The organism is bacterium, from assembly GCA_028820935.1.
In the GTDB taxonomy this organism is placed as follows: domain Bacteria; phylum Actinomycetota; class Acidimicrobiia; order Spongiisociales; family Spongiisociaceae; genus Spongiisocius.
Genome location: JAPPHZ010000031.1, coordinates 88,959 through 101,501 on the forward strand (window position 1 = coordinate 88,959; position 12,543 = coordinate 101,501).

The 12,543-nt window shown below is 65.5% G+C and carries 9 protein-coding genes; 6 read left to right on the forward strand and 3 right to left on the reverse strand.

Annotated elements, in window-relative coordinates; all coding sequences use genetic code 11:
* Nucleotides 1-74: 74 nt before the first annotated feature.
* Genes OXM57_08845 through OXM57_08855 form a run of 3 tightly spaced genes read right to left on the reverse strand, consistent with a single transcriptional unit; the run spans nt 75 to nt 2,282 of the window.
* Complete coding sequence (locus OXM57_08845; protein ID MDE0352787.1) at nt 75-398, reverse strand: hypothetical protein; 324 nt, start codon at nt 396-398, stop codon at nt 75-77.
* 44 nt (nt 399-442) lie between these two features.
* Nucleotides 443-1,462, reverse strand: coding sequence for a hypothetical protein (locus OXM57_08850; GenBank protein ID MDE0352788.1), 1,020 nt, complete (start codon nt 1,460-1,462; stop codon nt 443-445).
* 55 nt (nt 1,463-1,517) lie between these two features.
* Entirely contained in the window at nt 1,518-2,282 is a 765-nt protein-coding gene (locus OXM57_08855) for an SDR family NAD(P)-dependent oxidoreductase (protein MDE0352789.1), read from the reverse strand.
* A 166-nt stretch (nt 2,283-2,448) separates the two neighbouring features.
* Between OXM57_08855 and OXM57_08860 the strand changes: the two genes are divergently transcribed.
* The 6 genes from OXM57_08860 to OXM57_08885 all read left to right on the forward strand — a co-directional run bounded on the left by OXM57_08860 (nt 2,449) and on the right by OXM57_08885 (nt 12,338).
* Complete coding sequence (locus tag OXM57_08860; protein ID MDE0352790.1) at nt 2,449-3,273, forward strand: hypothetical protein; 825 nt, start codon at nt 2,449-2,451, stop codon at nt 3,271-3,273.
* A gap of 81 nt (nt 3,274-3,354) precedes the next feature.
* Nucleotides 3,355-5,610 (forward strand): LamG domain-containing protein, encoded by a 2,256-nt coding sequence (locus tag OXM57_08865; GenBank protein MDE0352791.1) that lies wholly within the window; start codon nt 3,355-3,357, stop codon nt 5,608-5,610.
* A gap of 447 nt (nt 5,611-6,057) precedes the next feature.
* Nucleotides 6,058-6,216 carry a hypothetical protein gene (locus tag OXM57_08870; protein ID MDE0352792.1) on the forward strand — a complete coding sequence of 53 codons (159 nt, stop codon included), beginning with the start codon at nt 6,058-6,060 and terminating at the stop codon, nt 6,214-6,216.
* 156 nt (nt 6,217-6,372) lie between these two features.
* A complete protein-coding gene (locus tag OXM57_08875; protein MDE0352793.1) occupies nt 6,373-8,397 on the forward strand; it encodes a CocE/NonD family hydrolase in 2,025 nt (674 codons plus the stop codon).
* Nucleotides 8,398-8,427: 30 nt separating this feature from the next.
* A complete protein-coding gene (locus tag OXM57_08880; protein MDE0352794.1) occupies nt 8,428-10,926 on the forward strand; it encodes a fibronectin type III domain-containing protein in 2,499 nt (832 codons plus the stop codon).
* A 170-nt stretch (nt 10,927-11,096) separates the two neighbouring features.
* A complete protein-coding gene (locus OXM57_08885; protein MDE0352795.1) occupies nt 11,097-12,338 on the forward strand; it encodes an aminotransferase class I/II-fold pyridoxal phosphate-dependent enzyme in 1,242 nt (413 codons plus the stop codon).
* Nucleotides 12,339-12,543 lie beyond the last annotated feature (205 nt).

A 12,543-nucleotide genomic window follows, 5' to 3' on the forward strand; every position in this document is an offset into this window, starting at 1 on the left:
TCGAATAGATGATCTGTATCCGCGTCCCGGCTATGGCGCCTGCGCTCTTGTACCCGGGATGGTGTCTACCAGCCTCATGCGTTCAGTAGCTTGGGGACCACTCCGCTCTTGGACGTGATCATCGTCAGGTCGATGATCTTCATGAGGCCTGCCAGGGCCGCCTCCTTGGGCATCGGAGAGGAAGTCACCCGATCCAGCGTGGCCCATTGCCAGTAGTTGTGGGTGCCGTTCGTCCCGATGGCAAGGAAGAGAACCGGATCGGAACCTGCCGGGGACATCATCACCCGGCAAGGAAGGTCCGGCCTGAGCTTGGTCTCGAGTGTGGTCGGCGTGGGCCTCGCCCAAGCGAACCGTGAGTCGGCGGCTATCTCATCGAGCCAGTCTGCTCCATCCTCCATGGTCTAGAGCGTACCGCCGCATCCCGGCCATCGGCTCGTGAGAGTCAGGAGTCCGCCCAGGCGAGCAGCCGGCGGGGCGTGTCGATCATCCAGATGTCCAACAACTCCGGGTCGATACCCATCTGGTCCATCAATCCCGGAACGATCGTGGGGATGTAGGCGTATCCGTAACCCCCGTGGGAGGTGAACTGGACCCTGGTGCAGACGTCGTGGCTGATGAGCACGCGATCGGCATAGCCTCTATCCGACCAGTCGGCCAGCACCGCCAGCCGCTGCGGGTCGGTCGGGCAGTGAATGTAGTGATCGACCGGTAGCCACACCGAGCCGAAGAAGTCGAACTCCACGCTGATGCCCCGGTCCATCGCCCGCTCGTGCCGGGTGAGATCGCGGATGTCGAAGTCCATGTGGCAGAAGGCGGTCTTCTCGTAGATCGGCTCATACTCGTCGAAGACGGCCAGCGCATCGTCGACGACCGGAACGTTCATCAGGTGCACCCATAGAGGCGCGCCCGTAGCACGCTGAGCCAGGACTGCCGCCTCCAGAACCTTCAGCTCGGCGGCACGAACCGGCTCGAAGAGCCCGATCTCCCCGATCACCCCCGTACGGATACCGGTGTCGCCGATCCCTTCCGTCAACTCGCGGATCATCAGCTCGGCCAGTTCCTCCCTGGATGCCCCGAGGGCCCACGGGCGCTGGTGGTGGGCAAGGTACTGGCCCGTTCCCGAAATCACGTTGACGCCGGTGAACTCGGACACCTCGACCATCCTCTCGGGGTTCCTCCCGATGGGCTCGGTGGTCAACTCGACCAGCGTGTCGATGCCGGCATCGGCTGCCTTCTTCAACTCCATCGCCTGCCCGCAGCTGCTGTCGAGATGGATGTTGTTGGCGTTCGTCATCAGGTCGGAGCGGATCTCACCCAGCCGGTCGATAGTGATGGGCCGGTATGCCTCCTCGCCGCTGGCCGGATAGGCATAGGTCATCGTGGCGAAGAGATGCTCGTGGGGAAGCGTACGACCGATCCGGTCGGCCGGGACGAGGCCGGTAACCGTAACCGCGTTCTTCATGGTTGAACCTCCTGATGTGGATCGGCTTTCCGATGACCGGCGCCGGCCGCCTCTGTCACACCTCCGGCCTTACGGCTCCGTTGACACCGCTCAGGCCTCCGTCCAGAGCCAGCACCGCCCCGGTCATGAACCCCGACGCGTCCGAGCACAGGTAGCTGACCAGGTGCGCCACCTCCTCGGGCGTTCCGGCCCGGCCGGCGGGCAGGACCTCGAAGTAGGCCGGATCGGGCGGCGTACCGAGCATCGGAGTGTCTATGGCCCCCGGAGCGATCGTGTTGACGGTGATCCCGTAGGGCCCCAACTCGGCGGCCAGTGCCCGGCCAAGTCCTTCGATGGCCGCCTTGCCCGCGCAGTAGGCGGCGTGGCCGGCTATGGCGGCGCCGGCGCCTATGGAAGACCACAGGACGATCCGCCCCCCGCGGCCTTCCTCGATCATCTGGCTGGTTGCGGCGCTCGCGCAGTGGACGACCCCCATCAGGTTCACGTCGAAGATCCTGGCGGTCTCCTCGGGATCGCGGAGGTGGGAGAAAACCCCCGGCGGGTAGATCGCCGCGGCGGCGGCCAGCACGTAGGCTCGGCCCAGGTCGGCCTCGATCTCGGCGAATGCCGTCGCCACGGCTTCCGCATCGGACACGTCCACCTGGAGTCCGCGGCAACGGGCTCCCGTAGCCGATACCTCGTCCACGAGACTCTCGAGTCCTGCGGCGTCGACATCGAGCGCGGCCACCAGGGCGCCCTCACCGGCCAGCTGCAGGGACGTGGCGCGGCCCTGACCCGATGCGGCGCCGGTGACGACCGCTACCCGGCCGGAAACTCCCATGGTCGCTCTCCTTCCGGCGGTCTGCCCGAGGACGGCACTGGTGGACCGCCCGACACACCGCCAGCCTAACCCTGGTGCACAACGGTGCGGGGCTGCGGGCAGTGGTTGAGAAAGGGTCACTGGTATCCTCCCCGGAGCACCGATCAACAACACCGTGGGAGTACGCGTGCCCGTAGATTTCGACAGATCGTCCACCACCGCGCTGGTCGAGGTTGCGCTGAGCGTGGGATTCGAGGAATTCCACCGCATGCTCCGTTACGAACTGGACGATCTGTGGGACCAGAAGTACGCCGAGCAGTTCCCCACCGACGAGGAGAAGGCCCCCCACAAACCGTTTATCGAGGACCCGGACGGTGGGTTGGCCGCTCTACCGTCCGCCAGCCCGATAACGAACATCCGCCGGTGGTTCAGCAGTGAGGACGGGAGCGGGTTGGTACAGGTCCAGCGCAACTGGTTCGCCCGCAACTGGCGAGCGACCCTCGAGAGCACCAGCAACGGAGCGGTCACCCCCTATCCGGGTTATGCCTCGGTGCGCTCGGATTTCGCCGAGTCACTGCAAGGCCTCGTCGACTTCGTGACAGACACCGACCTGGGCGAGTTCAAGCCGCTCCAGTGCGAGATCTCCTACCGCTTCCAGCTGCGGGCGGAGGGACTCTGGGACGGTCCGGGCGGGCTGGACCGGGTGGTACGAATGTTCTCCGCAAACCAGGGCTCGTATCTACCTGATCTCGAGGCGATGCGGATCATCACCCAGTACCCCATGTCAGACGGGACCGGGAAGCGGCAGGGGCGGTTGTACGCCAGGATCGAGACCGGCGCCGGAGAGGACGGATCGGACTTCCTGATCCTGACGATCTTCGCCCGCGGGACACCGGATGGCCATCGCTCCGAGGACGTGTACGCCTTCCAGGACGAGGGGCAGCGGTGGATCGTGAACGGATTGCGTGAGTTCCTGACGCCGGAGGCTCTGGACTGGTACAACCTGGGTTGAGGCATCCCGGACCCGAGATTCTGGTCTGCGTCCCGAGCTACGTCCTATCCTGGTCCTGACCATGGTTCAGGAGGTTGACAAGTGGAGATCGTAGGTTATGCGGACAGGCTGAGGGCCCAGCCCGGTGAGATGGTGAGCTTCAAGGTCAGTTGCAAGGCACAGACCTTCCGGGCCCAGTTGGTCCGTGTGAACCACGGCGACGACAACCCTGACGGACCGGGATCCAAGATCGACGACCTCGACTCACCCGCCAACGGTGAGTACCCGGGGAGGATTCAGGAACTCCACCCCGGCTCTTTCGTCGCAGTGCCCGACGATCCCCGGCTCCATTTGGACGGGAGCTTCACCATCCAGGCATGGATTTACCCGACCACCGTAGGCAAGGGTCGGCAAGGGTTGGTCACCAAATGGGACTGCAACACGGACACCGGCTACGGGCTGTTCGTGGACGGGGAGGGCGCGTTGTCCCTCCGGATCGGTGACGGCGAGACCGTCGATGAGGTCAGCACCGGCGTGGCCATGCGGGATGCCAAGTGGTACTTCGCCGCCGGTGTCTACGACGCGGATGATGGTTCGATGCGTGTCTACCAGACGCCCCTCGACCAATGGCCACTGCAGGACACCGCGGCGGAGGCCGGAGCAGCGGCCGCGGGTGGGCCGGGACGGACCGGCGCCGGCCTGATCATCGGCGGTTGTAGCCGTGGTCCGGAGAACGTCCCGGGCACGGTCGGCGGCCTCTACAACGGCAAGATCGACAACCCGACCATCATCGGGCGGGCGCTCGGACCGGACGAGATCGCCGCCCTCAGGGAGGACCGTTCCTCCGTGGCGGGGGATCCGGACCTGGTAGGCGCATGGGACTTCGGACGGGACTTCTCGACCGCCACCGTCACCGACGGTTCCCCCAACGGACTGCACGGAGAGGCCCTCAACATGCCGGGCCGGGCGGTCACCGGTCACAACTGGGCCGGCCGGAACATGGACTTCAAGCACGCCCCCGAGGAGTACGCGGCTATCCGTTTCAACGACGACGACCTGGACGACGCACGCTGGGAGACGGACTTCGAGTACGTCGTACCCGAGGACCTGAGAAGCGCCATGTACGCCTTCCGGCTCACCACCGACGACGCCGAGGACTACATCCCGTTCGCGGTACGGCCCAGGACCGGCGAACCCACCGCCAAGATCGCGTTCCTGCTCGGGACCTACACCTTCCTGGCCTACGCCAACGAGCACCTGGCCAACAACCCCGTGCTCATCGAGTACCTGGAGGGTAAGGGGATGGAGGTGGAGTTCCCGCTCCTCCCCCACGAGCACTACATGGTCGACAACAAGCTGGGCGGGCTCTACGACCTGCACACCGACGGGAGTGGCATCTGCTACTCGTCGAGCCGCAAGCCCATCGTCAACTTCCGGCCCAACAACAAGCAGCGGACGGTCGGCGCCGGTCTGGGCGCGCCGGTCCTGCTGTCCGCCGACCTCCACCAGATGGACTGGATGGAGAGCCAGGGATTCGAGTTCGACCTGATCACTGACGAGGACATCCACTTCGATGGGTTGGACCTGCTGTCCGGATACAACGTGGTGATGTCCGACGCCCACCCCGAGTACTGGACGGAGGACATGCTCATCGCCCTTGAGGCCTACCTCAACGCCGGGGGGCGATTCATGTACCTGGGCGGCAACGGCCTCTACTGGATCACGTCGGTCGATCCCGAGCGGCCCCACGTCATCGAGGTGCGCCGCTGGAACGGAACCGGGTCGTGGCGGACCGACTTCGCGGAGAGCCACCACAGCACCACCGGGGAGCCGGGCGGCCTGTGGAGGTTCCGCGGCTGGGCGCCGCAACGCCTGGTGGGCGTGGGAATGACCGCCCAGGGCGGTTCCGGAACCAACTCGGCCTACCGGCGCCTCCCGGATAGCCTCGATCCGAGGGCTGCCTTCATCTTCGAGGGGATCGGTGACGATGAGGTGATAGGCGACTTCGACACCCTAAACCTGGGATGGGGGGCGGCCGGCTACGAGATGGACCGGGCCGATCCAGCTCTCGGAACGCCCGATCACGCCCTGGTGGTGGCCACGGCGACGGACTTCGACGACAGCTTCCATCACGTAGTGGAGGAGGTCATGCACATGAACTCCGAGCAGACCGGCACCACCAACGATCAGGTGCGGGCGGACATGGTGCTCTTCGAGTATCCCAACGGCGGGGCCGTCTTCACCACCGGTTCGATCGCCTGGAGCGCCTGCCTCTCCCACAACGACTACGACAACAACGTGTCGCGGATCACCGCCAACGTGTTGCGGAAGTTCGCCTCCGACGACCCCCTTCCCTGAACGCAGCCGGGTCGCATGACCGGCAGCCCCTCGACGAAGCGGCCTGCCATCGCTCGGTTCAGTAACTCGCAGCGGGGCGCTTCGTTCTCGGGGAATCTCAGCTCCTTCGACGTAAGCTGATCCCCATGGATAGTCCCCGCCGGTTCAAGTCCGGAGACCGCGACGGCGGGGAGCACTGGGCGACACCCATCAGACACAGCTGCCAGGCTTGAAGGAGGACCAACATCCGCCGACGCGATCCCAGCCCGATCCACGTTCTAGCCGGCCAATCGTGTAACGAATGACAGGCCATTCATGTAAGAAACGGGGAGCCAGTCGTGTACTCGGTGACCGGTTCAGGGTCGGGGTCGTGTTCCACACCGGTGAGTGGACCACCCAACCCGAAGACCGCATTCTGGCGATACCGATCGACCGCCTCTGGACAACGGATAGCGGCGCCCGGGCTTGATGGAATACTTCGCGAGCGGCCATGTAGACATTCTGATAGTCCACGAACAGGACTACCCGATCAGCCATCTGTCGGTACTTCGATCTCTCGAGAATTGTTCACTCATAGATAATCCCCGCCAGTTCAAGTCCGAAGACCGGGACGGCGGGGAGTATTAACCGCAATGTATCACATCCTATGACATCTATCAACCCGTACGCGGTTCGCGTGAGGCTACAGATCAGTGCTAGGACGCTCGCGGAGCAGGTGAAGGGCGCAGCCGCCGGTTCGACGGGAGCCGGCAGCCGTCGGGGCTTTGGTGTAGCTTGCAGGCTATGACTACCTGGCTTGAAGAACGACCCGGCCCGGCCCGGACCCGGGCCAACGTTCGTATCCCGATGCGGGACGGTGTCGAGTTATCCGCCGACCTGTTCTATCCGGAGTCGGACGATCCCGCCCCGGTGATCATCAAGTACTACCCGTACCGTAAGGACGACCTGCTGCGCGCCCTGACCGTGGAACGCGCCAACTACTACGCCGCCCATGGCTACATCACCACCCTGCTCGATGTGCGGGGAACCGGCGCCTCGGCCGGAGTTTGCGACCGGATGCTCCGCCTGCAGGAGTGGGAGGACGGCTACGACGCGGTGGAGTGGTTGGCTGCCCAGCCGTGGTGCACCGGGGCGGTAGGGATGACCGGGGTCTCGTACGGCGGGTACTCGTCCCTGCTCACCGCCGCCCAGGCGCCGCCCAGCCTCAAGGCCATCGCCCCCATCTACGCCGGATGGGACCTCTACGAGAACAGCCATCCGGGAGGGATGTGGCAGACCTCCATCTGGACGGGCGCATACAACGCCATGATGACCGCCCTGTCAGGGGCGCCTCCCGCGCCCGATACGGAAGGCGCGTGGCTGGAGATCTGGGACGAGCACCTCGCCGCCAACCAGCCCTGGCTCGAGTCCTGGATCCGCAATCCGGTGGACGGTCCGGTGTGGCACGAAGGCTCGGTCCGCTACGGGCTCGAGAACATCCGGGCAGCCACCTTCATCTTCGGCGGGTGGCATGACATCTTCGTCTCCGACCCGTTCTACATGTACATGGGCCTGAGCCCGGACCTACCCAAGAAGCTGATGATGGGTCCCTACCTCCACATAGCCCCCAACATCGGGACGCCTGGAGAACGGTTCGACCACCTTCACGAGATCGTGCGCTGGTTCGACCAGCACCTCAAGGGGGAAGACACCGGCATTGCGGACGAACCTCCCGTCAGCCTCTGGGTGCGTGGTTATGACCGCCCCCAGGCTCGCCGGGAAGCGGCCGGCGGCTACTGGCGTTCGGAGGCAGCGTGGCCGCTCGCCCGGGCCACGGACGAGGCCCTCCACCTCCGGCCCGACGGGCGGTTGAACGGCGTCCCGCTGTCGGAAGGCGAGGAGGACCGCGTCTCATATACCTACGACCCGGCTGTGGGCATCTCGACCATGGGTCTGATAACGGGGCTCGGCGCCGACGTCGGCCTCCCCATCGACCAGCGTCGTGATGCCGCGGGGTCCGTGGTCTTCCTCGGGGAGCCACTCGAGGAGAGCTGCGAGGTGACCGGCTTCCCCGCGGCCACCCTCTTCGTATCCTCGACCGCCGAGATCACCGCCTTCTCCGTGAAGCTGATCGACGTACATCCCGACGGTCCCTGGGCGCTGGTGTCCAGGGCCATCAAGAACGCCACCCAACGAAACTCCAGGACCGACCCCGAGCCGCTCGTGCCGAACGAGGTCACCGAGGTCACCATCGAACTGGAGGCTGTGTCCTACACGTTCGAGGCAGGCCACCGGATCGGCGTCATGATCTCCAGTTCGGACTTCCCGCTGGTCTGGCCCCTGCCGCAGAACGCCGTCAACACCATCCACATGGACACCGACCACCCCTCCAGGATCAGCCTCCCGGTGGTGAGCCGTCCCGACTCCGGCCTCCCCCCTCCTGACTACCGACCGGCCCATCCCCCGCCCGATCCGCTGGGGACCGCCGAGCCGACGCGATGGGACCTGGTGGAGGACCTCGCGGGTACCGAGGTGAGCGTGGTGATCTCGATGGGGGGCGACTCCACCAACGACAACGGCGCACGGATCCATACCCACACGGACTTCAAGGTCACCACCGACCGGTCCGACCCGGCCAACTCGAGTGTCGAGGCCGCATTCCGCTTCGATGTCGACCACGGGACTTCCCGAACCGAGGTCAGAAGCTCTACCCGCGTGGTGGGGAACCCCGACTCCTACCACGCAGTCACGGCGTCAGAGGTCCGAACCGACGGCAAACCCCACTTCTCCCGCACCTGGCACACCTCGGTCCCGAGAGGTTTTCTGTGATCGCGTAGCGGACGTACGCGGGGCCGAACGATGCGCGGAACCACCCACTACAAGTTCCACAAGACGGCGGTCTTCCTGTTCGTCGCGGCCGCCGTGATGTTCGCGTCTTCGTCTGGGGCATCGGCTCAGTCCGATGAGTCCGAGAAGCCGGCCCGGCCGGTGAATATTCGTGTCGTCAGGCAGACAGACGGATCGGTGACCTTGGCCTGGGATGTGCCCTCGGGCCGGCCGAAAGCTGATGGCTACACGGTCGTCTACCGCCCTTCGGCTGCGGAGGCAGGCGCCCAACCAGCAGAAACACGATGGTGGTCGTACCAGCACGAGAGCCAAGTGGGTCCGGACAACCGGCAGGCGCGGGTGCGAGACCTGACCAACGGGGTCTGGTATGAGCTGACCGTCATCGCGCAATACGGTGACGATCAATGGGAATGGTCCGAGGATTCCGTACTGGCGCGGCCGGGTGAGGCGGCACCTGAGGTACGGCCGCCACCTAGGCCCTCCACAACGACGGTGAGCGCGGAAGAACCCGGCTCGGTGACTGTGGAGTGGGCACCCCCCGTCGATGATGGCGGCGCTCCGGTAAACGGCTACGAGGTCTGGTACCTACTCGAAAAGGATCGCTCGACTCAGACCTACGAGGAAGCCGAAGAGGTGCTGTGGACCAGGGCAGGGAACGGCCTGGGTCCGGACGCACGTGGATACCGGATCACGGGCCTCGTCGACTACCAGCGGTACAGCGTGATAGTCGCGGCGGTCAACGACGCCGGTCGCGGGTTGTTCGGTACCGCATGGGGAACCGCCAACGGTGATGACCATGACCCGTTGGGTCTGATCGCAGATCACCGGTTCGCCCGGTCGTACACACTCGGCGCCGACACCTGGGAAGTGTGGGTGTGCGACGTTGCGGACGGCGACCTGCCGGTCGATGCGGCGGATGCCGCCACGCTTCTGAACCGGGAGATAACCCCGTACTTCGCCTGGCTGTCCGGTGGCCGGTACCGACCTGAGTTCGTAGTCGGCGGCGTTGTTGAGGCCGACCCCACTCACGAATCACCACGCGCCAGTGATTACGAGTGCGAGGACCGGGTGGCGGAAGTCTCCGAAGGCGGTGCGCAGGGAGCGGTGATCGTTCTCGACAAGGAGGAGGCTGTCAGCTCCGGAGGGGTTGGGCGGCAGAACAGTTCCCATGTCGATGGCACGTGGACCGTGTCGGCCGGAGCCTTCCCCGACAACAGCCGTTCCGTTCAGCTGACGGCGGAAACTGTGTTGCCCGTCTCGGCTTACTGCTCCGACTGCACTTACCCAGACGACATCCGCCTGGATGTCGTGGCCCATGAGGTGGGCCACGCGCTGGGCTGGCCCCACTCGTTCGGCGGCAACCGGCCAGAGACCAGTGAAGCGCTGCTCGAGATCGACATAGATATCGATGAGTACGACAACCCCATGGACATGATCAGTGGCAGCCCGCACGGTTGGGAGCTACGAAGGCACGGGCTGGTGGCCGGCACCATCGCGGTCAACAGGTACGCGGCCGGTTGGATCGACCCCGACGATGTGGCTGTCCACGACGGTGGAATCGCCAGTTACGTTCTGGCGCCGATCGGCATCTCCGGCACACAGATGCTGGTGCTACCGACCGGCAACCCCGGGGAATTCATCTCAATGGGTGCTCGTGTGGCCTCGGGCTATGACGCCGGCATTCCAGCCTCGGGGGTGGAGGCCTACCGGGTCGACCAGCGCGCCTCTGCCTGCAGCCCCGAATCTCCACCGGCGAATCCGGATCGGCTCACATGCACCGGCCTTGGCCGGCGAACCCAGCAGGTCCCGCCGCCCCCGGACAATGATCAAGAGATCGAGGACCTGACCGACCACGTATACGGTCCGGGTGATCAGCTGACTGTCGAAGGATTCAGGGTCGAGGTCACCGAAAGGGTCGGCGACCGGTTCCGCGTGTGGGTCGGCAACCCTTATGTCGGGACGTTCGCGGATGACGAGAACAACAGACACGAGGAGAACATCGAGTTCCTCGCCAACCGGGGCATCACCAGCGGTTGCAATCGCGAGCTGAAACTGTACTGCCCCGACCGGCCGGTCACGCGAGCCCAGATGGCCACGTTGCTGATACTCGCTCTAGGCGAACCGGTCGCCTCAACATCGGGACCGTCGCGCTTCACGGACGTTCCAGACGACTCGTGGTACAGGCCCTACGTGGAACGCTTGGCCGAACTCGAGATCAGCGTCGGCTACCCAGACGGGACGTTCCGGCCGGAGGAACACGTGACGCGAGCCCACATAGCTTTGTTCCTTACCAGCGCCTTCGACGGACTGACTCCGGTGGAAACACCCACCGGAGTCTTCGACGACGTGCCCGCGGAGTCGTACTACGCCGCTGCGGTGGAGGCAATCCCGGCCGCCGGCGTTACCCAGGGTTGCAACAAGACACCGGGCCGCAACTACTGCCCGGAGGAACCCGTACGCCGCGACGAACTCGCCTCGTTCCTAGCTCATGCCCTCCCGGCCTCCAGCTGATCGAGGCCTGACACTCGTCCGTTCCGAGAGGTTGCCGGTACGAAGCGACGCTTCTCGCCGTAACTGTCGGATGGGCGCCGGATCGAGAGTCGCTTCGTCAGGCCGGCCGACAGAAGAAGCCGGCCGCGCGGCGGATAACCTGGACGGTTGATCGACCACAGCGAGGCTAGATGCCATTGGACCGCTTGTCAGACGTACTCGACAGCCATGTATCCCGGCTCGAGCAGCAGGGGACTGCCAAGGGGCGGGAAACGGTCGTTCGGGGGGTGATCCGGCCCGTAGGAGAGCGCGGTCCGCGTTTCCTGCTTGAAGGTGAGGGAGATCGCCAGTTCATCCGGATGAACTCGAACTCCTACCTGGGGTTAGGGCTGCATCCGGCCGTGATCCGGGCAGGAGAGGACGCCGCGCTCGGTGCCGGAGCAGGTCCGGGAGCGGTCCGGTTCATCATCGGCACCCACGCGGCCCATGTCGAGTTGGAGCGCAGCCTGGCCGATTTTCACGGCCGCGAAGAAGGGATGATCTACTCGTCGGCATACAACGCGGTGGTGGGCGCCCTGGTCGCCCTCATCGATCCGTCCACAGCGGTGATCTCGGACGAGCTCAACCACAACTCCATCATCAACGCCATCCGCCTCTCCCGGCCCGCCGGCAAGTCGGTATACCCGCACCTCGACCTGGCGGAGCTCGACCGGTTACTGGAGGAGGCCCGCGGCCGGGCCCGTCGCGCCGTCGTCGTCACCGACGGGATCTTTTCCATGCGGGGTGACCATGCGCCGCTGGACCGGATCATGGAGATCGCACGCCGCCACGACGACAGCTTCCCCGAGAACGTCGTGGTAGTGGTGGACGATTCCCACGGTGTAGGAGCATTCGGGCGCACGGGACGGGGAACCGAGGAGTACACGGGCGCCCCGCCCGCTGACGTGCTCATCGGCACGCTCGGAAAGGCGTTCGGAGTGAACGGGGGGTACGTGGTGTCGCGCCGCCCGGTGATCCGGTTCCTCCGCGAGGCCTCCCCGCTCTACATCTACTCGAACCCGATCACCGCCGGCGAGGCTGCCGCGGCGACAGAGGCACTGCGCATCCTGCAGAGTGCCGAGGGGGAGGCCTTGCTGGCCCGCCTGCGCCGCCTCACCCACCGGCTCGAGTCCGGGCTCCGGTCGCTCGGGTACGAGGTCATCCCCGGGGAACATCCCATCGTGCCCCTGATGTTGCGGGACACGGGCGAGACCCGGCGCCTCGTAGCGGCCCTGTACGACGCCGGCATCCTCGCAACGGGCCTCGCCTACCCCGTAGTGCCCAGGGGTGACGAGGAGATCCGCCTTCAGGTCAACGCCGACCACACCGAGGCGGACATCCGCCAGGTCGTGTCAGCACTCGCCGACGCGCGGCGACGCCAATCCGGCGACTGAGCGCATCGCAAGGCCTGAGGTCTCAACCGGTCAGGGCAGGGATCCGGGTGGTTGGGGCAATGGACCCGACCGGTTCTGCCAGGCGGTCCATCAGGTCTTTGTTCCATCGTGGCATATCACACGCTCCGGCCGTCCATCACGACGAAAGTCCGCAGCGATCGGGACCCGGCCGACGTCGGTTTCAGCCGGGGTTCCAGCCCCTGCG